This is a genomic window from Bacteroidota bacterium, assembly GCA_016718825.1.
GTDB lineage: Bacteria > Bacteroidota > Bacteroidia > J057 > JADKCL01 > JADKCL01.
Genome location: JADKCL010000048.1, coordinates 1 through 25,698, shown reverse-complemented (window position 1 = coordinate 25,698; position 25,698 = coordinate 1). Strand labels below are relative to the sequence as shown.

Annotated in this window: 15 protein-coding genes and 13 pseudogenes; 26 read left to right on the top strand and 2 right to left on the bottom strand. The window is 56.7% G+C overall.

The window, feature by feature from the left end; translation table 11 throughout:
* Positions 1–31 precede the first annotated feature (31 nt).
* From IPN95_27805 to IPN95_27785, 5 genes are all read left to right on the top strand, one after another.
* Positions 32–325, top strand: coding sequence for a hypothetical protein (locus tag IPN95_27805; GenBank protein ID MBK9453142.1), 294 nt, complete (start codon positions 32–34; stop codon positions 323–325).
* Entirely contained in the window at positions 292–4,410 is a 4,119-nt protein-coding gene (locus IPN95_27800; protein MBK9453141.1) for an HYR domain-containing protein, read from the top strand. The genes IPN95_27805 and IPN95_27800 overlap by 34 nt, the downstream gene beginning before the upstream one ends.
* Positions 4,411–4,697: 287 nt before the next feature.
* The gene (locus tag IPN95_27795; protein MBK9453140.1) at positions 4,698–5,132 is read left to right on the top strand and encodes a hypothetical protein; all 435 of its coding nucleotides are present in this window, start codon (positions 4,698–4,700) and stop codon (positions 5,130–5,132) included.
* Positions 5,133–5,155: 23 nt separating this feature from the next.
* Positions 5,156–6,301 carry a CUB domain-containing protein gene (locus IPN95_27790; GenBank protein ID MBK9453139.1) on the top strand — a complete coding sequence of 382 codons (1,146 nt, stop codon included), beginning with the start codon at positions 5,156–5,158 and terminating at the stop codon, positions 6,299–6,301.
* A 36-nt stretch (positions 6,302–6,337) separates the two neighbouring features.
* The gene (locus IPN95_27785; protein ID MBK9453138.1) at positions 6,338–7,543 is read left to right on the top strand and encodes a hypothetical protein; all 1,206 of its coding nucleotides are present in this window, start codon (positions 6,338–6,340) and stop codon (positions 7,541–7,543) included.
* Between the two features lie 129 nt (positions 7,544–7,672).
* On the opposite strand, the gene IPN95_27780 is transcribed toward IPN95_27785, so the two are convergent.
* Positions 7,673–7,879 carry a hypothetical protein gene (locus IPN95_27780; protein ID MBK9453137.1) on the bottom strand — a complete coding sequence of 69 codons (207 nt, stop codon included), beginning with the start codon at positions 7,877–7,879 and terminating at the stop codon, positions 7,673–7,675.
* Between the two features lie 14 nt (positions 7,880–7,893).
* Between IPN95_27780 and IPN95_27775 the strand changes: the two genes are divergently transcribed.
* The 3 genes from IPN95_27775 to IPN95_27765 are packed head-to-tail and all read left to right on the top strand — an operon-like array spanning position 7,894 to position 9,706.
* Entirely contained in the window at positions 7,894–8,169 is a 276-nt protein-coding gene (locus IPN95_27775) for a hypothetical protein (protein ID MBK9453136.1), read from the top strand.
* Positions 8,170–8,177: 8 nt separating this feature from the next.
* Positions 8,178–9,026 carry a hypothetical protein gene (locus IPN95_27770; protein ID MBK9453135.1) on the top strand — a complete coding sequence of 283 codons (849 nt, stop codon included), beginning with the start codon at positions 8,178–8,180 and terminating at the stop codon, positions 9,024–9,026.
* On the top strand, positions 9,023–9,706 hold the full coding sequence (locus tag IPN95_27765) for a hypothetical protein (protein ID MBK9453134.1): 684 nt from the start codon (positions 9,023–9,025) through the stop codon (positions 9,704–9,706). Before IPN95_27770 ends, IPN95_27765 begins: the two co-directional genes overlap by 4 nt.
* Here IPN95_27765 and IPN95_27760 read toward each other — a convergent pair.
* On the bottom strand, positions 9,596–9,940 hold the full coding sequence (locus IPN95_27760; protein ID MBK9453133.1) for a hypothetical protein: 345 nt from the start codon (positions 9,938–9,940) through the stop codon (positions 9,596–9,598). The two genes, IPN95_27765 and IPN95_27760, sit on opposite strands and share 111 nt — an antisense overlap.
* A gap of 41 nt (positions 9,941–9,981) precedes the next feature.
* Between IPN95_27760 and IPN95_27755 the strand changes: the two genes are divergently transcribed.
* The 18 genes and pseudogenes from IPN95_27755 to IPN95_27670 all read left to right on the top strand — a co-directional run.
* A complete protein-coding gene (locus tag IPN95_27755) occupies positions 9,982–10,197 on the top strand; it encodes a hypothetical protein (protein MBK9453132.1) in 216 nt (71 codons plus the stop codon).
* Between the two features lie 63 nt (positions 10,198–10,260).
* The gene (locus IPN95_27750) at positions 10,261–13,500 is read left to right on the top strand and encodes a hypothetical protein (protein MBK9453131.1); all 3,240 of its coding nucleotides are present in this window, start codon (positions 10,261–10,263) and stop codon (positions 13,498–13,500) included.
* Positions 13,501–13,789: 289 nt separating this feature from the next.
* On the top strand, positions 13,790–16,321 hold the full coding sequence (locus IPN95_27745) for an HYR domain-containing protein (GenBank protein ID MBK9453130.1): 2,532 nt from the start codon (positions 13,790–13,792) through the stop codon (positions 16,319–16,321).
* A 19-nt stretch (positions 16,322–16,340) separates the two neighbouring features.
* Positions 16,341–19,088: an HYR domain-containing protein gene (locus IPN95_27740; GenBank protein MBK9453129.1), complete on the top strand. Its 2,748-nt coding sequence runs from the start codon at positions 16,341–16,343 to the stop codon at positions 19,086–19,088.
* Positions 18,982–19,329 (top strand): annotated as a pseudogene (locus IPN95_27735) (HYR domain-containing protein). The gene IPN95_27740 and the pseudogene IPN95_27735 overlap by 107 nt, the downstream one beginning before the upstream one ends.
* Positions 19,330–19,473: 144 nt before the next feature.
* A pseudogene (locus IPN95_27730) lies at positions 19,474–19,821 on the top strand (HYR domain-containing protein).
* A 144-nt stretch (positions 19,822–19,965) separates the two neighbouring features.
* A pseudogene (locus IPN95_27725) lies at positions 19,966–20,313 on the top strand (HYR domain-containing protein).
* A gap of 144 nt (positions 20,314–20,457) precedes the next feature.
* Positions 20,458–20,805, top strand: a pseudogene (locus IPN95_27720) (HYR domain-containing protein).
* A gap of 144 nt (positions 20,806–20,949) precedes the next feature.
* Positions 20,950–21,297 (top strand): annotated as a pseudogene (locus IPN95_27715) (HYR domain-containing protein).
* A gap of 144 nt (positions 21,298–21,441) precedes the next feature.
* Positions 21,442–21,789: pseudogene (locus IPN95_27710) on the top strand (HYR domain-containing protein).
* 144 nt (positions 21,790–21,933) lie between these two features.
* Positions 21,934–22,281: pseudogene (locus IPN95_27705) on the top strand (HYR domain-containing protein).
* A 144-nt stretch (positions 22,282–22,425) separates the two neighbouring features.
* Positions 22,426–22,773 (top strand): annotated as a pseudogene (locus IPN95_27700) (HYR domain-containing protein).
* Between the two features lie 144 nt (positions 22,774–22,917).
* Positions 22,918–23,265, top strand: a pseudogene (locus tag IPN95_27695) (HYR domain-containing protein).
* Positions 23,266–23,409: 144 nt separating this feature from the next.
* A pseudogene (locus IPN95_27690) lies at positions 23,410–23,757 on the top strand (HYR domain-containing protein).
* A gap of 144 nt (positions 23,758–23,901) precedes the next feature.
* A pseudogene (locus IPN95_27685) lies at positions 23,902–24,249 on the top strand (HYR domain-containing protein).
* A gap of 144 nt (positions 24,250–24,393) precedes the next feature.
* Positions 24,394–24,741 (top strand): annotated as a pseudogene (locus IPN95_27680) (HYR domain-containing protein).
* Between the two features lie 144 nt (positions 24,742–24,885).
* Positions 24,886–25,233: pseudogene (locus tag IPN95_27675) on the top strand (HYR domain-containing protein).
* Positions 25,234–25,377: 144 nt separating this feature from the next.
* The coding region (locus IPN95_27670) for an HYR domain-containing protein (GenBank protein ID MBK9453128.1) at positions 25,378–25,698 on the top strand (321 nt) is incomplete at its 3' end.

The following is a 25,698-nucleotide window of genomic DNA, read 5'->3' as shown; positions in this document are numbered from 1 at the left end:
TAGCGACAACTGCGCAATTGCAGGGTTGTCATTGAGTCAGACCGCATTTGTTTGCGCGGAGGTCGGCGCCAATACGGAAGTGCTCACCGTCACGGATGTGAATGGTAACTCCAGCACCTGTACCACAACGGTCACGGTGGAGGACAACGTTGCTCCCGTGGCAGTTTGCCAGAATGTAACCGTGCAATTGAACAATACGGGAACTGGCGCGACTACGGCCGCGGCTGTCAACAACGGCTCAAGTGATGCCTGCGGAATTCAATCCTTGATCCTGAGCCAAACGAACTTCGTTTGCGCCGAGGTCGGGCCAATACCGAAGTCTTGACGGTAACGGATGTGAATGGCAATTCGACGACATGCACCACCACCATCACGGTCGAGGACAATGTCGCTCCGGTTGCGATTTGCCAGAACTTGACGGTGCAATTGGATGTGACGGGGAATGCTGCGATCACAGCATCCCAAGTCAACAACGGTTCGACCGATGCTTGCGGTATTGCAAGCTTGGCGATCAACAACACCGCATTTACCTGCGCCAACGTGAATGCGAATACAGTGGTGCTGACGGTAACCGACGTGAATGGCAATTCCAGCACTTGCTCGGCGGTTGTGACCGTGCTTGACACCATTCCTCCGGTTGTGCTTTGCCAGAATGTGACGGTACAGTTGGACAATACGGGCAATGGCGCGACAACTGCAACTGCAGTAGACAACGGCTCCAACGACGCCTGCGGAATTCAATCGCTCGTTTTGAGTCAGACTGCTTTTGTTTGCGCAGAAGTCGGCGCGAATACTGAAGTGTTGACCGTGACGGATGTGAATGGGAATTCGGCAACCTGCACTACGGTTATCACGGTGGAGGACAATGTTGCGCCGGTGGCGATCTGCCAGAACGTTACCGTTCAGCTTGACATCACCGGCAACGGTGCAACCACGGCAGCGCTGGTCAACAATGGTTCGAGCGATGCTTGCGGAATTCAAACCCTGAGCCTGAGCCAATCCGCTTTTGTATGTGCTGAGGTTGGTGCCAATTCCGAGGTGCTGACGGTGACGGATGTAAATGGGAATTCGACAACATGTACCACCACGATCACAGTTGAAGACAATGTTGCTCCGACTGCCATTTGCCAGAACATCACGGTACAATTGGATGTGACCGGCAATGCAACGATCACGGCGGCACAAGTCAACAACGGTTCGACGGATGCCTGCGGTGTTGCCAGCCTTGCCTTGAACACAACTGCATTCACCTGCGCCAACGTCAGCGGCAACACCGTCATCTTGACGGTCACCGACGTGAATGGCAATTCCAGTACATGCTCCGGAACGGTGACGGTAGAAGACACGATCGCTCCGAATGCCATTTGCCAGAATGTGACGGTGCACCTGAACAACACAGGCACAGGCGCGACAACGGCAGCTTCAGTCAACAATGGCTCGAACGACAACTGTGCGATTGCAACGCTGACGCTAAGCCAAACGGCTTTTGTCTGCGCGGAGGTCGGTGCGAATACAGAGATTTTGACCGTGACCGACGTCAATGGCAACTCCAGCACCTGCTCCACCATCATCACGGTCTTGGATACAATCGCTCCGAATGCCATTTGCCAGAATATCACCGTTCAATTGAACAATACGGGAACTGGCACCACGACCGCAGCTGCGGTGAACAACGGCTCCAGTGATGCTTGCGGAATCCAGACCCTGAGCTTGACACAAACTACGTTTGTCTGTGCCGAAGTGGGCGCCAATTCCGAGGTATTGACTGTGACCGACGTCAACGGCAACTCCAGTACTTGTGTGACGACCATCACCGTTCAGGATACAGTGGCACCAACGGCCATTTGCCAGAATGCTACGGTACAGTTGAATACTGTCGGTGTCGGCATCATTGCGCCAGCCTCGATCAACAACGGTTCCAGCGATGCCTGCGGATTGCAAATGTTGAGCTTCTTTTTGTCGCAGAACAGCTTTGGCTGCGGCGATGTCGGTGTCAATACCGAAATCATGACCGTGACCGACGTGAACGGCAATACCGGTTCTTGCACCACACAAATCACGGTGCAGGACAACGTTGCGCCGGTTGCGGTTTGCCAGAATGTCACGGTTCAGCTTGATCCAAACGGCAATGGTGGCATTACAGCGGCAAGCGTGAACAATGGAAGTACAGACGCTTGCGGCATTGCCGGTTTGAGTCTGAACCTGAGCAGCTTCAGCTGTGGCATGGTTGGCAACAACGTTGTGATCCTCACTGCAACCGATGTCAATGGCAATTCCAGTACTTGCTCGGCAATGGTATTGGTCGAGGATACGGTGGATCCCGTAGCACTTTGTCAGGCCGCAACGGTCTATTTGGGCGCCAACGGAACCGGAACCTTGCTGCCAGGAGATGTCGATCATGGCTCTACGGATGCTTGCGGCATCGCCACTTTGACGCTGGACATTACCGCATTTGATTGTGCGGATCTAGGCGCAAACGGCGTTGTGTTGACGGTGGTTGATGTCAATGGAAACAGCGACACATGCCAAGCAACGGTGATGGTGCGAGATACGATTTTGCCAAGCATCGTCTGCCCAGCCAATATCAGCCTTGCAGCCGACAGCTCCATTTGCGGTGCTGTTGCAACTTGGGTTGTGCCGGTCGGCCTTGACAATTGCAGTGGTGTGACCACCTCGGGAACGCATACCTCGGGCTCCACATTCCCTGATGGAAGCACAACGGTCACCTATACGGTCGTGGATACAAGCGGAAACACCATCTCGTGTGCCTTTACGGTCACGGTGATTCCGGATCCGCTGGTAGTGACAGCAAGCAGTCAGCTGCAAGGTTGTGGCTACCACTTAAACTGCGCTGGCGATGCCAATGGCTTTGCCAATACAACCGTCTCCGGCGGTTGCGAGCCCTATCAATTTGCTTGGAGTACCGGCGCAACTTCAGATAGCCTGACCGGCCTTGCTGCAGGTATCTATTTCGTTACGGTCACCGATGCACGCAACCAAGTTGCCGTGGATACGATTGTGATTACTGCGCCGGCGCCGCTGGCAGTAACGATCGTAGGTGATACGCTGGTCTGTCAGGGTGAGGCAACAGGTGACCTTCAAGCCATCGTCACGGGCGGACAAAGCTGCGCAGCTTACAGCTTCCTATGGAGCAATGGCGTCTTTGTTGACAGCATTAATGGTGTGGTTGCCGGAACCTATTCGGTAACCGTGGTAGACAGCATGGGTTGTGCTGCAAATGCAACAGCAACGCTTCAGTTGGGTATCAACCCTGTATTGGACCTCGGTCCAGATACGACAACTTGCCCCGGTATTCCGTTGCTGTTCACCGCGCCGACCAATTATGCTGCCTATCTCTGGAGCAACGGCAGTGCAAGTGCTACGGTGATGATGAGCAATCCCGGGATGTATGCATGTACGGTTTGGACTGCTCAGGGCTGCCAAGACACCGATACGGTGATGTTGGGAACCTACTTGGTGGATTACGACATCATTACGGCTTCTGGACCATTGACGTATTGCAGCAGTGACTCGGTGGTTTTGGTCGGCGATGCTGGACTCACAGGTTATCAATGGAGCACTGGCGCTACCACGCAGACGATCATCGTCGGAGGCGTACCTGGTCCGGTGAGCTTGTCTGCAATGGATGTAAATGGCTGCGCTACGAGCGACTCGGTCAATATTTCCATCATTCCATTCAATGATCCTTTGCCGGTCATCTTCCCTGGCCCAAATGCCTACATCTGCGACAGTGGCAGCATTGCTTTGGATGCAGGACAAGGTTACTTTGACTATCTCTGGAGCAATGGCGATACCACACAGATGTCCAACATCACCCAGCCCGGCACATATCAAGTGACCGTATGGAATGGCTTTGGATGCTCGGCAACAAGTACGCCGGTAACGGTGGCCTATGCGACTTCGCCCAATCCGACGATTGTGCTCAACAGCGGAATTTTGACCACAACGCAGCCTTATGCTGGCTATCAGTGGTTTGTAAATGGATTCCAGTTGCCAGGCGCAAATAGTCAGACCTTCCCGGTATCGGTTGCGGGTTGGTACCACGTAGGCGTCGCCGACTCTACGGGATGCTTCGGTTTGAGCGATTCGATTTTCTATAGCCCGGTTGGAGTGGCTGAGACCATTGAGGATTTGACCGGTTTGACACTTTATCCAAATCCGAGCATGGGCATCGTCAACCTGCGCACCTTGAGCCCGATCGATTGGCCGATCGACATTGAAATCTGGGATGTCGTGGGTCAGAAAGTCAAGGTGTACAACATGGCCCACTTGATGGACGTGGCAGCCTTTGACTTGAACGATCTTGCTGCGGGCCCATACTTGATGAAAGTCACCACCTACCGTCGCAACAAGACGCATCAGGCAGTGATCAGGTTTGTGCTTCAATAAGTGCGGATAAGATATTGTCTTTGAAAGGGCGGCAACCTTGGTTGCCGCCCTTTTGCAATGTGTGGGTAGATGAATGTGGAAACGGGCCTATTGGTTTTCAGGGTCGAGCACTTGGTCTGAAAATATTTGGATAGAATCTTCACAGCATGTGGATATGTGTCGTTTTGAAAACTATCTTTACAGCACCCGTAAGTGTGATTTTCCCAGTGGAGGGGCCCAAACTATGTGAATGTGTCGTGGATGCAGCCTTTGGTTGTCGTTGTTTCTTTGTAAATAAATGTTTGAATATGAGAGGTTTGGAAAATGTTCTAGGAGAAATCTTGCACCTTCGTATTGTCGTTTTTCGCGTTGTTCCCTTGATCATTTTCCTCGCCGCGATTCATACCGTTTCGGCGCAAAATATCAATGAGCCTACGAAAGGTTGGGGATCCTCCAAGCATTCCTATCAAGCGGGTGAAGTCAAAGAAGTTCCCGCTGGCTTTCCAAAGTTCATGGACAACGGCAATCCCAGCGAAGACATCGCAGACTATCAGCGAAGGAAGGAAGCTTGGATCAAAGCCAATCCTGAAGCCTACAAGAAAATGGTGGACGATTCGAAATCCATTCAGGTAAAACAAATACCGCAGGAGGAATTTGACCGAATGCCGCAGGATAAAAAGGACTTTATTCTGGGCAAGCCGCAGGAGTACAAGGTTGTTGGGAATACATCAGACAAGCAGTAAGCACACAAACAAATTCAGAACTTATGAAGGTTCATCTCACCAGTGGGGTCGTGGAAATGGCTAAGGTACGTCGGCTGTTTTGGTTAATGGTATTTTTGCCTGTTTTGGGATTGATCCCTGCTAAGCTGCAAGCGCAATGTTCTTGCGCGGCAACTGACTACGCGAGTATCAACGTGGCAGGTTGGACGGTGGGGCAAACGGGTACAATTACGACTTGTCAATTCGGAGGAGAGCGCTCGACGATTTTCAATACGGTCGCTGGCGCAGTGTACCGCATTTCCACTTGTGGTGCTGCTTATGATACGCAGCTTTCCATCTATACCACGGGTTGCACATTTGTTGCCTACAATGACGACAATGGTCCTGCATGTGGAGGAGTGGCGGCTTCGGTACAATTTGCCTCACCCGGGGGTAACTTGTATTCTGTAATGAACCAATATTATTGCAGTACGAATACGACCTGCACTAACGTGACGATCACGCTGGTAAGCTTGCCGGGACCTACCTGCAACTACGTCGTGCCAGCCACAGGCAACAACAGCATCACAGCAAGTTCAGGCAACATTTGCGACCACGCAGGTACCGGAAACTATTCCAACAGCGTGGATGGTTATACGGTGATTTATCCGCCGAGCGCCTGCCAGAGTATCAGGCTCACTTTTTCCCAGTTTGTGACTGAGGGTAGTTTTGACTTTGTTACCATTTATGATGGCGTCGGAACAGGTGGCCCCATCCTTTTTGGGCCGACGAGCGGTTCGCCAGCGTTGCCAACCGTTACTTCCATTTCTGGACCGATTACCATTCGTTTCAACTCGGATGGGTCTGTGGTTTACGCTGGGTTTTCGGCTGCCATTTCGGTTGTTGCGGCACCGGCATCCACTTTAGGTTCCGTTTCCAACCCTGGGCCGATCAATTTTTGCGATCCAGGGGAAATTTTGTCACACCGTGACGGTATCAGGGCAAACGGGAACCGTTACCTGGGATTGGGGCAGCAACAACGGTGTCTGGAACAACAACTGGCTCACCGGCACAAGTTCAGGGACATGTTGTTTTCCCAAAAAGACCTCCAACAGCGATGGCAATGCGGACCGCATCCGGTACCGCGTGAGCAATGCAGGCTGTGCGGCCGTGACGTCGGGCACCATTTTGATCGTGAACCGATGGAATGAAGCTCCTACTGGCCTTACAACATCCGCATCCAATTATTGCGCCAATGCTGCGCCCCCGACGATTACCCTGACAGCCACATTCCAACGGCGATCAGCAAAAACGGAACCGTGGCATTTTACAGTGGCTCCTGCGGTGGGACACTGGTTGGTTCGGTTACAGCTGGAGACAATACAACCTCAGCAGCAGTGACCATTACTGCTCCAACAGCAACTACGAATTATTTTGTAAGGTATGAACCTGGCGCAGGTACAGGTTGTTCCAATACCGCCTGTGCAACGGTTTCTGTGCCTGTTACGCCTTTGCCTGCAGCCCCAAGTCCCGTTTCCGCCTCCCCAACAACGATTTGCGTCGGCGGAACTTCTCAGTTGAACGCAACTTCTGCGGGTAATACCATTCAATGGTACACTGTGGCATCAGGTGGCGCATCGATCGGCAGCTCGGCAAGCGGCGCCAACTTTTCTGTGAGTCCTGGCGGAACGACAACGTATTACGCGGAGGCTTCGACGACTGGTGGCGGACCTGGAAATCAAACATTTAACTTTACTGGGGGCGTGCAGACATTTACTGTGCCCTCTGGAGTTACTTCCATCACGGTCGATGCTTATGGTGCCGCTGGTTATGGTGCCTTAGGCTGTGGGGGAAGGGTTCAATCAACACATCCTGTCGTACCTGGCGAAGTGCTTCAAATCTATGTTGGGGTGCAGGGACTGAAACCACTGGCGGATTTAATGGTGGCGGAAATGCTGGCGCAAATATTGGCTGCGGGAGCGGCGGCGGCGCGACGCATCCGTCAGGGTGGTGCTGGCCTTGGAAATCGTATCATGGTCGCGGGTGGTGGTGGCGGTACTGGAAGCAACTGCGGTACCAATACCGCTGAAGGCGGGCATGGTGGCGGCTTGATCGGCATGAGCGGATGCGTCTTTTCTTGTTCGGACTGTCAATATACTGGTGCTGGCGGTACACAAGTTGCTGGAGGTACAGCTGGACCGACGGGCCATGGATCTTGTACAGGTAACCAAAATGGTTCACTCGGCCAAGGTGGCTCAAACACCGTAGCAGGATATGGAACTGGTGGTGGCGGCGGCTATTATGGGGGCGGCTCAGGCTGCTTTATACGCTGCGCTGGACAATTTACAATGCACCATGTACCGCTTCGAGTGACGACGTTGTCATCACATTCAGAGCTCCTCGGTCGCACCGACGAGCATTTCCGGAAACAATGCCGTATGTGCAGGCAGTAGCACAACGCTCACCTTGGTGGGAGGTTCGCCGGGAGATGGGGCGGTTGCCCAATGGTTTTCAGGCTCTTGTGGTGGAACTTCGGCAGGCACAGGAAATTCGATAACCGTTTCACCTGCGGTCACGACCACCTATTTTGTAAGATATGCAGGCACCTGCAATACGACGGGTTGTGCCTCGATCACCGTGACGGTCAATACGCTTTCGACACCGCCTACAGGAATTTCAGGAACCACAAGCATTTGCGTTGGATCATCGACGACCTTGACAGCAACCGGAGGGTTCTCTTGGAACGGGTGCGGTCGCGACTTGGTATGGTCCTTCCGCCTGCGGTCCATTCACGCAGGATTGGGTGACACAACCTTATGGTGCGCCAAGCACGACCGTCAACTCGGTGATTGCGGGCATCTTGAATGTCACTTCACAAACCAACGACCCGATGATCGACATGGCGGGTTTGGGTTCTTTTGATCCCAATATTTTCCGCTACGTGAATATTCGATATCGGGTGCTTTCTGGTACGCCGGGTACTGCAGAGATCTTTTTCTACAACGGGCGCACAATTTTGCGGTGGGCGGCGAATCGGCTTCCGGAGTTTTGGTCGGAGGCGGAGCGTGGCAACTGTTGACCATTGACATGTATTCTGATCCCCAATACGTTTCGGGAGGAAACATACTAGGATGGCGATTTGACTGGGCAAGTAACGCCGCGGTAAACATGGAGATTGACTATATCTCTTTGACGACACAGCCTATTGGTAGCGGTACCGTCGCGCCGACATCCACCACGACTTATTTTGTACGCTACGAAGGTCAGTGTAATACGACGACTTGCGCTGCGACAACGGTCACGGTCAATCCGTTGAATACGGTTTCTGCGGGCATCAACCGAACGGTTTGTATTAATTCACCATTGACCAGTATTACGCTTGCAGCGACCGGCGCCACTGGCGCAACGGTGACCGGCTTACCAGCAGGTGTAACGGGATCTTGGGCGGGGAACGTGGTGACCATCAGCGGCACACCAACTGCGAGCGGTACGTTCACATATACAGTGACGACCACAGGCGGCTGTCCGCCGGCAACGACGACGGGCACGATCACCGTGACACCGCTGAATACCGTTGCTGCGGGCATCAACCGAACGGTTTGTATCAATTCGGCTCTGACCAGCATCACCTTGGCAACGACCGGCGCCACTGGCGCAACGGTGACCGGCTTGCCAGCAGGTGTGACAGGTTCTTGGGCTGGGAATGTGGTGACGATCAGCGGCACACCAACTGCGAGTGGTACATTCACCTATACAGTTACCACGACAGGCGGCTGTCCGCCGGCCACGACGACGGGCACGATCACGGTGACACCTTTGAATACTGTCGCTGTGGGCATCAACCGAACGGTTTGTATCAATTCGGCTTTGACCAGCATCACGTTGGCAACCACCGGAGCGACAGGCGCAACGGTCACCGGTTACCAGCGGGCGTGACGGGTTGTTGGGCTGCGAATGTGGTGACCATCAGCGGCACGCCAACTGCAAGCGGCACATTCACCTACACAGTCACGACTACAGGCGGCTGTCCGCCTGCAACGACGACAGGCACGATCACGGTCACTCCTTTGAATACCGTTGCTGCGGGAACGAATCAAACGGTTTGTATCAATTCACCATTGACCAGCATCACCTTGGCAACCACCGGCGCCACCGGCGCTACGGTGACCGGCTTGCCAGCAGGCGTGACAGGATCTTGGGCGGCGAAACGTGGTGACCATCAGCGGCACGCCAACTGCGAGCGGTACATTCACCTATACAGTCACGACCACAGGCGGCTGTCCTTGGGCAACGACGACGGGCCCGATCACGGTGACGCCGTTGAATACTGTTGCTGCGGGTGTCAATCAAACGGTTTGTATCAATTCGGCTTTGACCAGCATTACGTTGGCAACCACTGGCGCAACCGGCGCTACGGTGACCGGCTTACCAGCAGGTGTAACAGGTTCTTGGGCAGCAAACGTGGTGACCATCAGCGGCACACCGACTGCAAGCGGCACATTCACCTATACAGTTACCACCACAGGCGGCTGTCCGCCGGCAACGACGACAGGCACGATCACGGTGACACCGTTGAATACTGTTGCTGCGGGCATCAATCGAACGGTTTGTATTAATTCACCGTTGACCAGCATCACCTTGGCAACCACCGGCGCCACGGGCGCTACGGTGACCGGCTTGCCAGCAGGTGTAACGGGTTCTTGGGCGGGAAACGTGGTGACCATCAGCGGCACACCGACTGCGAGCGGCACGTTCACATATACGGTGACGACTACGGGCGGCTGTCCGCCGGCAACGACGACGGGCACGATCACGGTCACCCCTTTGAATACCGTTGCTGCGGGAACCAATCAAACGGTTTGTATCAATTCGGCTTTGACCAGCATCACCCTTGGCAACCACCGGCGCCATGGGCGCAACGGTGACCGGCTTGCCAGCAGGTGTAACAGGTTCCTGGGCTGCGAACACGGTGACCATCAGCGGCACGCCGACTGCGAGTGGTACATTCACATATACAGTTACCACGACAGGCGGCTGTCCTCCGGCAACGACGACGGGCACGATCACGGTCACTCCTTTGAATACCGTTGCTGCGGGTCGCCTTTGAATACCGTTGCTGCAGGCATCAACCAAACGGTTTGTATCAATTCACCATTGACCAGTATCACGCTTGGCAACGACCGGAGCCACAGGCGCTACGGTGACCGGCTTACCAGCAGGTGTGACAGGATCTTGGGCTGCGAATGTGGTGACCATCAGCGGCACACCAACTGCGAGCGGCTCATTCACCTATACAGTTACCACGACAGGCGGCTGTCCTCCGGCAACGACGACGGGCACGATCACGGTGACGCCTTTGAATACCGTTGCTGCGGGCATCAACCGAACGGTTTGTATCAATTCGCCTTTGACCAGCATCACCTTGGCAACCACCGGAGCCACGGGCGCAACGGTGACCGGCTTGCCAGCAGGTGTAACAGGATCTTGGGCAGGGAACTTGGTGACGATCAGCGGCACGCCAACTGCGAGCGGCACATTTACCTACACAGTTACAACCACAGGCGGCTGCCCGCCGGCAACGACGACGGGCACGATCACGGTGACGCCGTTGAATACCGTTGCTGCGGGCATCAACCAAACGGTCTGTATCAATTCACCTTTGACCAGCATCACCTTGGCAACCACCGGCGCCACCGGCGCAACGGTGACCGGCTTGCCAGCAGGTGTAACAGGATCTTGGGCTGCGAATGTGGTGACGATCAGCGGCACACCAACTGCGAGCGGCACATTCACATATACAGTTACGACCACAGGCGGCTGTCCTCCGGCAACGACGACGGGCACGATCACGGTGACGCCGTTGAATACCGTTGCTGCGGGTGTCAATCAAACGGTTTGTATCAATTCGCCATTGACCAGCATCACCTTGGCAACCACCGGAGCCACGGGCGCTACGGTGACCGGCTTGCCAGCAGGTGTAACAGGTTCTTGGGCTTCGAATGTGGTGACGATCAGCGGCACACCAACAGCGAGCGGTACATTCACCTATACAGTTACCACGACAGGCGGCTGTCCTCCGGCAACGACGACGGGTACGATCACGGTCACCCCTTTGAATACGGTTGCTCCGGGTACAAACCAAACGGTTTGTATCAATTCAGCTTTGACCAGCATCACCTTGGCAACCACTGGTGCAACGGGCGCTACGGTGACCGGCTTGCCAGCAGGTGTAACGGGTTCTTGGGCTGCGAATTTGGTGACCATCAGCGGCACGCCAACTGCGAGCGGCACATTCACCTACACAGTGACGACAACAGGCGGCTGTCCGCCGGCAACGACGACGGGCACCATCACGGTGACGCCGTTGAATACCGTTGCTGCGGGCACGAACCAAACGGTTTGTATCAATTCGCCTTTGACCAGCATCACCTTGGCAACCACCGGAGCCACGGGAGCAACTATCACCGGCTTGCCAGCTGGTGTGACGGGTACTTGGTCTGCGAATGTGGTGACGATCAGCGGCACGCCAACTGCGAGCGGTACATTCACTTATACAGTGACGACCATAGGCGGCTGTCCTCCGGCAACGACGACAGGCACCATCACGGTGACCCCTTTGAATACCGTTGCTGCGGGAACCAACCGAACGGTCTGTATCAATTCGGCTTTGACCAGCATCACCTTGGCAACCACCGGAGCTACAGGCGCAACGGTGACCGGCTTGCCAGCAGGTGTAACAGGATCTTGGGCAGGGAATGTGGTGACGATCAGCGGCACGCCAACTGCGAGCGGCACATTCACCTACACAGTTACGACCACAGGCGGCTGTCCGCCGGCAACGACGACGGGCACGATCACGGTGACACCGTTGAATACCGTTGCTGCGGGCATCAACCGAACGGTCTGTATCAATTCGGCTTTGACCAGCATCACCTTGGCAACCACCGGAGCCACGGGCGCTACGGTGACTGGCTTGCCAGCAGGTGTGACAGGTTCTTGGGCTGCGAACACGGTGACCATCAGCGGCACACCAACTGCGAGCGGTACGTTCACCTATACAGTTACCACGACAGGCGGCTGTCCTCCGGCAACGACGACGGGCACGATCACGGTGACCCCTTTGAATACTGTTGCTGCAGGAACCAATCAAACGGTTTGTATCAATTCGCCGATTACTACGATTACCCTTGGAACGACAGGCGCGACAGGTGCAACGGTGACCGGCCTCCCAGCAGGTGTGACCGGTTCTTGGGCTGCGAATGTGGTGACGATCAGCGGCACACCAACTGCGAGCGGTACATTCACCTACACAGTTACGACCACAGGCGGCTGTCCTCCGGCAACGACGACGGGCACGATCACGGTGACACCGTTGAATACCGTTGCCACGGGAACGAATCAAACGGTTTGTATCAATTCGGCTCTGACCAGCATCACCTTGGCAACCACCGGAGCAACGGGCGCGACGGTGACCGGCTTGCCAGCAGGTGTAACAGGATCTTGGGCTGCGAATGTGGTGACGATCAGCGGTACGCCAACTGCGAGCGGCACATTCACATATACAGTGACGACCACAGGCGGCTGTCCGCCGGCAACGACGACGGGCACGATCACGGTGACCCCTTTGAATACCGTTGCTGCGGGAACGAATCAAACGGTCTGTATCAATTCGCCCTTGACCAGCATCACCTTGGCAACCACCGGAGCCACGGGCGCTACGGTGACCGGCTTACCAGCAGGTGTGACGGGATCTTGGGCTGCGAATGTGGTGACCATCAGCGGCACACCAACTGCGAGCGGCTCGTTTAACTACACAGTTACGACCACAGGCGGCTGTCCTCCGGCAACGACGACAGGCACGATCACGGTTACCCCTTTGAATACTGTGGCTGCGGGAACGAATCAAACGGTTTGTATCAATTCGGCTTTGACCAGCATCACGTTGGCAACCACCGGAGCAACGGGCGCGACGGTGACCGGCTTGCCAGCAGGTGTAACAGGTTCTTGGGCTGCGAATGTGGTGACGATCAGCGGCACACCAACTGCTAGCGGTACATTCACCTATACAGTTACCACGACAGGCGGCTGTCCGCCGGCAACGACGACAGGCACCATCACGGTGACGCCTTTGAATACCGTTGCTCCGGGAACGAATCAAACGGTCTGTATCAATTCGCCGTTGACCAGCATCACCTTGGCAACCACCGGAGCAACGGGCGCTACGGTCACTGGCTTACCAGCAGGCGTGACAGGTTCTTGGACTGCGAATGTGTTGACCATCAACGGCACACCAACTGCTAGTGGCACATTTACCTATACAGTTACGACGACAGGCGGCTGTCCGCCAGCAACGACGACGGGCACAATCACGGTTACGCCGTTGAATACCGTTGCTGCGGGCGTCAACTGAACGGTTTGTATCAATTCGGCTTTGACCAGCATCACCTTGGCAACAACCGGAGCCACGGGCGCTACGGTGACCGGCTTGCCAGCAGGTGTAACAGGATCTTGGTCAGGGATCGTGGTGACGATCAGCGGCACACCAACTGCGAGCGGTACATTCACTTATACCGTTACCACGACAGGCGGCTGTCCTCCGGCAACGACGACGGGTACCATCACGGTGACCCCGTTGAATACCGTTGCTGTGGGCATCAACCGAACGGTCTGTATTAATTCACCTTTGACCACGATTACCCTTGGCAACGACTGGCGCCACAGGCGCAACGGTGACCGGCTTGCCAGCAGGCGTGACAGGTTCTTGGGCTGCGAATGTGGTGACCATCAGCGGCACGCCTACGGCGAGCGGCTCGTTTACCTACACAGTTACGACCACAGGCGGCTGTCCGCCGGCAACGACGACGGGCACGATCACGGTGACGCCTGCAACGACAATCTCTAATGCAGGACCGAATCAAAACATTTGCGGAACATCCGTGACTCTGGCTGCAAATACACCGACTGTTGGCGTCGGAAGCTGGAGCATTGTCTCGGGTGTTGGTGGAACGGTGACCACCCCGACATCGCCAACTTCAGCATTTACAGGTGTGGCGGGAACAGTATACACCCTCCGCTGGACGATTGCGAATGCACCTTGTGCAGCTTCGACCGATGATGTGGTGATTACCTTAGCTGCAAACCCATCCCTTGCCAATGCTGGTCCAGACCAAAGCCTGTGTGCGACTTCGACCAACTTGGCCGCGATCACTCCAGTTTTTGGAACCGGTGTTTGGAGCATCTTGAGTGGTGCGGGTGGAACGATTACCACGCCGACTTCTCCAACTTCGGCCTTTTCAGGGGTCTCGGGAACAACCTATACCTTGAAATGGACCGTCTCAAATTCGCCTTGCGTAGCCTCCACAATTGACGACGTGGTGATTGCATTTGTTGGGAATCCATCCGTCTCCAACGCAGGTCCGGACCAAATTGTATGTGGAAACGCCGCAGTTTTGGCCGGCAATGCGCCTTCAGTTGGTGCAGGGACTTGGAGCATTGTAAGCGGTGCCGGCGGATCCGTTACGACCCCTTCCTCCGCAACCTCCGCCTTCACAGGTGTTGCTGGAACGGTCTATACCCTCCGATGGACCATTACCAATTCCCCTTGTGCGCCAACTTTTGATGATGTACAGATAACACTTACGCCAAGTCCAACCATCGCCAATGCTGGTCCGGATCAAAATATCTGCGGAATCACAGCGACTTTGGCTGCCAATTCACCGACGGTAGGAACGGGTTCTTGGAGCATCTTGAGCGGTGCCGGTGGATCGGTTGCGACCCCAACTTCGCCGACATCGACATTTACCGGTGTAGCAGGTCAAGTTTATGTTTTACGTTGGACGATTACCAATTCCCCTTGTCCTACCTCCTTTGATGATGTGCAAATTTCCACGGACTTGATTTTGCCTTCGATCACATGTCCAAGCAATATCAGCGTCAACGCAACGAGCGGTACTTGCGCAGCGGTGGTGAATTATACCGCACCTGTCGGGACGGACAATTGCCCTGCTCCGTTGACGATTCAACTTGTTGGATTGCCAAGCGGCGGTACATTTCCTGTTGGTGTGACTACCAATACCTTCCGCGTGACCGATGGAAGCGGCAATACCGCAACATGTTCATTCACGGTAACAGTTGTGGATGCTGAAAATCCTGTATTGGTTACTGCTAATTGCAATTCGAGCAATGCCGCGGCAACTGCTTACAATGACGGTTGGCAGACTGGAGACAACGATGGTGCCGGCTTTGGAGCATGGACTTTGAATGCATCCACAGGAAACACCAGTCAAGCAGGCTTCTTTGTTGCGACATCCACTGCGAATGGAGCTGGAACGGATACGAATGCTGATGGGGATATCAATAGTTCCGGAAGAGCTTTGGGTATGTATGCCAATTCGGGGCAGAATACCGAAGCCATTCGCAACATTTCGGGATCATTCGCAGTCGGAAGCACGTTGAATGTCGAGTATGACAATGGATTCATTGACAACGGTCAAACGACTGGGTTCCAAGTGATGAATTCGGCGGGACAGATTTTGAGCGAAGTCCGGTTTCTTGGAGGACAAACGACCTATCAATTGTTGGATGCCAGCGGGACAACAAATTTTACAGGTATCGCGTTCACGGATGAGGGTTTGGCCATATCTCTGACGGCAATTTCAGCTACGCAAGTCAGTATCAAATTGACGCGAAAAGTGAATGGCGCCAACCAAACATTGGTTTCAACTTTGAATCCTGGGGGTGGCAATCAGGTCATCAGCAGGATTCGTGTTTTCAATTCGAATGTCGGTGCCGGGACGCCCAAAAACGTTTATGTAAATAATCTCCAGGCATGTTTGGCTGTTCCGGGTTGTCCTTCGAATATCACCTTGAATGTAGCCCCAGGATCTTGCAATGCGGTTGCTAGCTATACAGCCCCGACTTCGATTGACAATTGTACAGCTTCGCCAGTCGTTGTGCAGTCTGGAGGCTTAGCCAGCGGGGCGACTTTCCCGGTCGGCGTGACGACGAATACTTTCCGTGCGACGGATTTGGCTGGAAATACTGCAACCTGCTCCTTCACGGTAACAGTGGTTGACAATCAGGCTCCCGCGATCACTTGCCCTGCGAATATCAGCGTCAACGCAACCACAGGACAATGCAATGCACTGGTGACCTACACCGCGCCGATCGGCACGGACAACGTCGGTGCACGCGACGCAGCAGCGCGCCAGCGCGACCTTCCCGTGGCGTGACACATACCTTCCGTGACGGATGCTCGGTACTACAACGACTTGCTCCTTCACGGTGACGGTCGTTGACAATCAGGCACCCGCGATCACATGTCCCGCAAACATCAGCGTCAACGCCACCAGCGGACAATGCAATGCCGTGGTGACCTATACCGCGCCAGTCGGCACGGACAACTGTATTGGTGCAACGACGACGCAGACAGCGGGCTTGGCCAGCGGCGCGACCTTCCCTTCGGGAACTACCACGAATACATTTACAGTGACGGACGCATCCGGCAACACGACAACCTGCTCGTTCACAGTGACGGTCGTTGACAATCAGGCACCGGCCATCACTTGTCCTGCGAATATCAGCGTCAACGCCACCAGCGGACTATGCAGTGCCATCGTGACTTACACAGCACCGGTCGGCACGGACAACTGTCCGGGTGCAACGACAACGCAAACAGCGGGCTTGGCTAGCGGCGCGACCTTCCCTTCGGGAATTACCACCAATACCTTTACCGTGACGGACGCATCCGGCAACACGACGACTTGCTCCTTCACGGTAACCGTCATTGACAATCAAGCACCAGCGATTATATGCCCTGCGAATATCAGCGTCAACGCCACCAGTGGGCAATGTACTGCCGTGGTGACATACACCGCGCCAGTCGGCACGGACAACTGTCCGGGTGCAACGACGACGCAGATCGTAGGCCTTGCAAGCGGCGCGACCTTCCCGGTTGGCGTGACGACGAATACCTTCCGCGTGACGGATGCTTCTGGTACTACAACGACTTGCTCCTTCACGGTAACGGTCGTTGATAATCAGGCTCCGGCCATCACTTGCCCTGCGAATATCAGCGTCAACGCCACCAGCGGACAATGTACTGCCGTGGTGACCTACACCGCGCCCGTCGGCACGGACAACTGTCCGGGTGCAACGACGACGCAGACAGCAGGCTTGGCCAGCGGCGCGACCTTCCCGGTTGGCGTGACGACGAATACGTTCCGCGTGACGGATGCTTCTGGTACTACCACGACTTGCTCCTTCACGGTGACGGTCGTTGACAACCAAGCGCCAGCGATTACATGTCCTGCGAATATCAGCGTCAACGCGACGAACGGACAATGCACGGCCGTGGTGACCTACACCGCGCCAGTCGGCACGGACAACTGTCCGGGTGCAACGACAACGCAGACAGCGGGCTTGGCCAGCGGCGCAACTTTCCCTTCGGGAACTACCACCAATACCTTTACCGTGACGGACGCATCCGGTACTACGACGACCTGCTCCTTCACGGTAACGGTCGTTGATAATCAGGCTCCGGCCATCACTTGCCCTGCGAATATCAGCGTCAACGCCACAAGCGGACAATGCAATGCCGTGGTGACCTATACCACGCCAGTCGGCACGGACAACTGTCCGGGTGCAACGACGACGCAAACAGCAGGCTTGGCCAGCGGCGCGACCTTCCCGGTTGGCGTGACGACGAATACCTTCCGCGTGACGGATGCTTCGGGTACTACGACGACCTGCTCGTTCACCGTGACGGTCGTTGATAATCAGGCACCCGCCATCACTTGCCCTGCGAATATCAGCGTCAACGCGACGAGCGGCCAATGCAACGCCGTCGTGACCTACACCGCGCCAGTCGGCACGGACAACTGTCCCGGTGCGACGACAACGCAAACTGCAGGCTTGGCCAGCGGCGCGACTTTTCCGGTCGGCGTGACGACCAATACCTTCCGTGTGACGGATGCCTCTGGTACTACGACAACGTGTTCCTTTACGGTAACCGTCGTTGACAACCAGGCACCAGTGATCACCTGCCCCGCGAACATCAGCGTCAATGCCACCAGCGGACAATGCACGGCCGTGGTGACCTACACCCCGCCTGTCGGCACGGACAACTGTCCGGGTGCAACGACGACGCAAACAGCAGGCTTGGCCAGCGGCGCGACGTTCCCTTCGGGAACCACCACCAATACGTTCACGGTGACCGATGCATCCGGTACTACAACGACCTGCTCCTTCACGGTAACGGTCGTTGACAACCAAGCGCCAGCGATTACATGTCCTGCGAATATCAGCGTCAACGCCACCAGCGGGCAATGCAATGCCGTCGTGACCTACACCGCGCCAGTCGGCACGGACAACTGTCCGGGTGCAACGACGACGCAAACAGCAGGCTTGGCCAGCGGCGCGACCTTCCCGGTCGGCGTGACGACCAATACCTTCCGCGTGACGGATGCTTCGGGTACTACTACAACCTGCTCCTTCACGGTAACGGTCGTTGACAACCAAGGACCCGCGACACTGCCCCGCGAACATCAGCGTCAACGCGACAGCGGCCAATGCAACGCCGTCGTGACCTACACCGCGCCAGTCGGTACGGACAACTGTCAGGTGCAGCGACGATGCAAACAGCAGGCTTGGCCAGCGGAGCGACCTTCCAGTCGGCGTGACGACGAATACATTTACTGTCACCGACGCATCCGGCAACACGACGACTTGCTCCTTCACGGTTACGGTCGTCGACAATCAGGCTCCAGCAATCACTTGCCCCGCGAATATCAGCGTCAACGCCACCAGCGGACAATGCAATGCCGTGGTGACCTACACCGCGCCAGTCGGCACGGACAACTGTCCGGGTGCAACGACGACGCAAACAGCAGGCTTGGCCAGCGGCGCGACCTTCCCGGTCGGCGTGACGACCAATACCTTCCGCGTGACGGATGCTTCGGGTACTACTACAACCTGCTCCTTCACGGTAACGGTCGTTGACAACCAAGGACCCGCGATCACATGCCCCGCGAACATCAGCGTCAACGCGACGAGCGGCCAATGCAACGCCGTCGTGACCTACACCGCGCCAGTCGGTACGGACAACTGTCCAGGTGCAGCGACGATGCAAACAGCAGGCTTGGCCAGCGGAGCGACCTTCCCAGTCGGCGTGACGACGAATACATTTACTGTCACCGACGCATCCGGCAACACGACGACTTGCTCCTTCACGGTTACGGTCGTCGACAATCAGGCTCCAGCAATCACGTGCCCCGCGAATATCAGCGTCAACGCCACCAGCGGACAATGCAATGCCGTGGTGACCTACACCGCGCCGGTCGGCACGGACAACTGTCCCGGTGCAACGACCACGCAAACAGCGGGCTTGGCCAGCGGTGCAACTTTCCCTTCGGGAAGTACCACCAATACCTTTACAGTGACGGACGCATCCGGCAACACGACGACCTGCTCCTTCACGGTGACGGTCGTTGACAACCAAGCGCCAGCGATTACATGCCCTGCGAATGTCAGCGTCAACGCCACAAGCGGACAATGTACTGCCGTGGTGACCTACACCGCGCCGGTCGGCACGGACAACTGCCTGGGTGCAACGACGACGCAGACTGCGGGCTTGGCCAGCGGAGCGACTTTCCCTTCGGGAACTACCACCAATACCTTCCGTGTGACCGATGCATCCGGTACTACAACGACCTGCTCGTTCACCGTGACGGTCGTTGACAACCAAGCGCCAGCGATTACATGTCCTGCGAATATCAGCGTCAACGCCACCAGCGGACAATGTACTGCCGTCGTGACCTACACCGCGCCAGTCGGTACGGACAACTGTTCGGGAGCAACGACGACGCAAACAGCAGGCTTGGCCAGTGGTGCGACTTTCCCTTCGGGAATTACCACCAATACCTTTACAGTGACGGACGCATCCGGCAATACGACGACCTGCTCCTTCGCCGTTACGGTCGTTGATAATCAGGCACCTGTGATCACGTGCCCTGCGAATATCAGCGTCAATGCGACGAGCGGCCAATGCAACGCAGTCGTGACCTATACCGCGCCGGTCGGCACGGACAACTGTGCGGGTGCAACGACAACGCAAACAACAGGCTTGGCCAGCGGCGCAACTTTCCCGGTTGGCGTTACGACCAATACCTTCCGCGTGACGGATGCTTCGGGTACTACGACGACCTGCTCGTTCACCGTGACGGTCGTTGACAACCAAGCACCTGCGATCACGTGCCCTGCGAATATCAGTATCAACGCAACCAGCGGGCAATGTACTGCCGTGGTGACCTACACCGCGCCTGTCGGCACGGACAACTGTCCAGGTGCAACGACAACGCAGACAGCGGGCATGGCCAGCGGCGCGACATTCCCGGTTGGCGTGACGACGAATACCTTCCGTGTGACGGACGCATCCGGTACTACGACGACCTGCTCCTTCACGGTAACGGTCGTTGATAATCAAGCTCCGGCCATCACTTGCCCTGCGAATATCAGCGTCAACGCCACAAGCGGACAATGCAATGCCGTGGTGACCTATACCACGCCAGTCGGCACGGACAACTGTCCGGGTGCAACGACGACGCAAACAGCAGGCTTGACCAGCGGTGCGACCTTCCCGGTCGGCGTGACGACGAATACCTTCCGTGTGACCGATGCTTCAGGTACCACGACGACTTGCTCCTTCACAGTGACGGTCGTTGACAACCAAGTACCTGCGATTACATGTCCTGCGAATATCAGCGTCAACGCAACCAGCGGACAGTGCATGGCGGTGGTGACCTACACCGCTCCAGTCGGCACAGACAATTGTCCGGGTGCAACGACGACGCAGACAGCAGGCTTGGCCAGCGGCGCGACATTCCCTTCGGGAACTACCACCAATACCTTTACCGTGACAGACGCATCCGGCAACACGACGACCTGCTCGTTCACAGTGACGGTCGTTGACAACCAGGCTCCGGCCATCACTTGCCCTGCAAATATCAGCCTCAACGCCACCAGCGGGCAATGTACTGCCTTGGCGACCTACACCGCGCCAGTCGGCACTGACAACTGTCCGGGAGCAACGACGACGCAGATCGCAGGCCTTGCTAGTGGAGCAACCTTCCCCGTCGGCGTGACGACGAATATCTTCCGCGTGACGGATGCTTCCGGTACTACTACGACCTGCTCCTTCTTGGTAACCGTTATTGACAATCAGGCACCCGCCATCACTTGCCCTGCAAATATCAGCGTCAACGCCACCAGCGGACAATGCAATGCCGTGGTGACCTACACCGCGCCAGTCGGCACGGACAACTGTTCGGGTGCAACGACGACGCAGACAGCGGGCTTGGCGAGTGGCGCGACATTCCCGGTTGGCGTGACGACCAATACCTTCCGTGTGACGGATGCATCGGGAACTACGACGACCTGCTCGTTCACCGTGACGGTCGTTGACAACCAGGCACCAGCAATCACGTGTCCTGCGAATATCAGCGTCAACGCCGCAAGTGGACAATGTACTGCAGTGGTGACCTACACCGCGCCGGTCGGCACGGACAACTGTCCGGGTGCAACGACGACACCGACGGCGGGCTTGGCCAGTGGTGCGACGTTCCCTTCGGGAACTACCACCAATACATTTACAGTGACGGACGCATCCGGCAACACGACAACCTGCTTGTTCACAGTGACGGTCGTTGACAATCAGGCACCAGCCATCAGTTGCCCTGCGAATATCAGCGTCAACGCAACCAGCGGACAATGTACTGCCGTGGTGACCTATACCGCACCGGTCGGCACCGACAACTGTCCGGGTTCAACGACGACGCAAACAGCAGGCTTGGCCAGCGGCGCGACGTTCCCTTCAGGAACTACCACCAATACATTTACAGTGACGGACGCATCCGGCAACACGACGACCTGCTCCTTCACGGTGACGGTCGTTGACAACCAAGCGCCAGCGATTACATGTCCTGCGAATATCAGCGTCAACGCAACCAGCGGACAATGTACTGCCGTGGTGACCTATACCGCACCGGTCGGCACCGACAACTGTCCGGGTTCAACGACGACGCAAACAGCAGGCTTGGCCAGCGGCGCGACTTTCCCTTCGGGAATTACCACCAATACCTTTACCGTGACGGACGCATCCGGCAACACGACGACCTGCTCCTTCACGGTGACGGTCGTTGACAACCAAGCGCCAGCGATTACATGTCCTGCGAATATCAGCGTCAACGCAACCAGCGGGCAATGTACTGCCGTGGTGACCTACACCGCGCCAGTCGGCACGGACAACTGTCCGGGTGCAACGACGACGCAAACAGCAGGCTTGGCCAGCGGCGCGACCTTCCCTTCGGGAACTACCACCAATACATTTACAGTGACGGACGCGTCCGGCAACACGACGACCTGCTCCTTCACAGTGACGGTCGTTGATAATCAGGCTCCCGCGATTACGTGCCCCGCCAATATCAGCGTCAACGCAACCACAGGACAATGCAATGCACTGGTGACCTACACCGCGCCAGTCGGCACGGACAATTGTCCGGGTGCAACGACGACGCAAACAGCAGGCTTGGCCAGCGGCGCGACGTTCCCGGTTGGCGTGACGACCAATACCTTCCGTGTGACCGATGCATCCGGTACTACAACGACCTGCTCCTTCACGGTAACGGTCGTTGACAACCAGGCACCCGCCATCACTTGCCCTGCGAACATCAGCGTCAACGCGACCAGCGGACAATGCACGGCCGTGGTGACCTACACCGCGCCGGTCGGCACGGACAACTGTCCAGGTGCAACGACGACGCAAACAGCAGGCTTGGCCAGCGGTGCGACCTTCCCTTCGGGAACAACCACCAATACGTTCACAGTGACGGACGCCTTCGGCACTACGACGACCTGCTCCTTCACGGTGACCGTGGTTGACAACCAGGCGCCCGCCATCACTTGCCCTGCAAATATCAGCGTCAATGCGACGAGCGGACAATGCAATGCCGTGGTGACCTTTACCGCGCCAGTCGGCACGGACAACTGTCCGGGTGCCACGACGACGCAAACAGCGGGTTTGGCCAGCGGCGCAACTTTCCCGGTTGGCGTGACGACGAATACCTTCCGTGTGACGGATGCTTCGGGTACTACTTCGACCTGCTCCTTCACGGTAACGGTCGTTGACAACCAAGCGCCAGCGATTACATGCCCTGCGAATATCAGCGTCAATGCGACGAGCGGACAATGCAATGCCGTGGTGACCTACACCGCGCCCGTCGGCACAGACAACTGTCCGGGTGCAACGACGACGCAGACAGCAGGCTTGGCCAGCGGCGCGACCTTCCCGGTCGGCGTGACGACGAATACCTTCCGCGTGACAGATGCTTCGGGTACTACGACGACCTGCTCCTTCACGGTAACGGTCGTTGACAACCAAGCGCCAGCGATCACATGCCCTGCGAATATCAGCGTCAACGCCACAAGTGGACAATGTACTGCAGTGGTGACCTACACCGCGCCAGTCGGCACCGACAACTGTCCGGGTGCAACGACGACGCAAACAGCGGGCTTGGCTAGCGGCGCGACTTTCCCTTCGGGAACTACCACCAATACGTTTACAGTCACCGATGCCTCCGGCAACACGACGACCTGCTCGTTCACTGTTACTGTGATTGACAACCAGGCACCAGCAATCACGTGCCCTGCGAATATCAGCGTCAACGCCACCAGCGGACAATGCAATGCCGTGGTGACCTATACCGCGCCAGTCGGCACGGACAACTGTCCGGGTGCAACGACCACGCAAACAGCGGGCTTGGCCAGCGGCGCGACCTTCCCGGTCGGCGTGACGACGAATACCTTCCGTGTGACCGATGCTTCGGGTACTACGACGACATGCTCTTTCACCGTAACGGTCGTTGACAACCAAGCTCCAGCAATCACGTGCCCCGTGAATATCAGCGTCAATGCCACTAGCGGCCAATGCACGGCCGTGGTGACCTACACCGCGCCAGTCGGCACGGACAACTGCACGGGTGCAACGACAACGCAGACAGCGGGCTTGGCCAGCGGCGCGACCTTCCCGGTCGGCGTGACGACGAATACCTTCCGCGTGACGGATGCTTCGGGTACTACTACAACCTGCTCGTTCACCGTGACGGTCGTTGACAATCAGGCTCCCGCGATTACGTGCCCTGCGAATATCAGCGTCAACGCTACGAGCGGACAATGTACAGCCGTGGTGACCTACACCGCCCCCGTCGGCACGGACAATTGTCCGGGTGCAACGACGACGCAGACAGCAGGCTTGGCCAGCGGCGCAACTTTCCCTTCGGGAATTACCACCAATACCTTTACAGTGACGGACGCATCCGGTACTACGACGACCTGCTCGTTCACCGTGACGGTCGTTGACAATCAGGCTCCCGCGATTACGTGCCCTGCGAATATCAGCGTCAACGCCACCAGCGGACAATGTACTGCCGTGGTGACCTACACCGCGCCGGTCGGCACGGACAACTGTCCGGGTGCAACGACCACGCAAACAGCAGGCTTGGCCAGCGGCGCGACCTTCCCGGTTGGCGTGACGACGAATACCTTCCGGGTGACCGACGCATCTGGTACTACGACGACCTGCTCCTTCACGGTAACGGTCGTTGACAACCAAGCTCCAGCAATCACTTGCCCTGCGAATATCAGCGTCAACGCCACAAGTGGACAATGTACTGCAGTGGTGACCTACACCGCGCCAGTCGGCACGGACAACTGTCCCGGTGCAACTACGACTCAGACGGCGGGCTTGGCCAGTGGTGCGACTTTCCCTTCGGGAACTACCACCAATACCTTTACCGTGACGGACGCATCCGGTACTACGACGACTTGCTCCTTCACGGTAACGGTCGTTGACAACCAAGCACCCGCCATCACTTGCCCTGCAAATATCAACGTCAACGCGACGAGCGGGCAATGCAATGCCGTCGTGACCTACACCGCGCCAGTCGGCACGGACAACTGTCCGGGTGCAACGACCACGCAAACAGCGGGCTTGGCTAGCGGCGCGACCTTCCCGGTCGGCGTGACGACGAATACCTTCCGCGTGACGGATGCATCCGGTACTACAACGACTTGCTCCTTCACGGTGACGGTCGTTGATAATCAGGCACCCGCCATCACTTGCCCTGCGAATATCAGCGTCAACTCCACCAGCGGACAATGTAATGCCGTGGTGACCTATACCGCGCCAGTCGGCACGGACAACTGTCCGGGTGCAACCACGACGCAAACAGCGGGCTTGGCCAGCGGCGCGACCTTCTCTTCGGGAACAACCACCAATACGTTCACAGTGACCGACGCATCCGGTACTACGACGACCTGCTCGTTCACCGTGACGGTCGTTGACAATCAGGCTCCCGCGATTACTTGCCCTGCCAATATCAGCGTCAATGCGACGAGCGGACAATGTACTGCCATCGTGACCTACACCGCTCCAGTCGGCACGGACAACTGTCCCGGTGCAACGACCACGCAAACAGCGGGCTTGGCCAGCGGCGCGACCTTCCCGGTCGGCGTGACGACGAATACCTTCCGTGTGACCGATGCTTCGGGTACTACG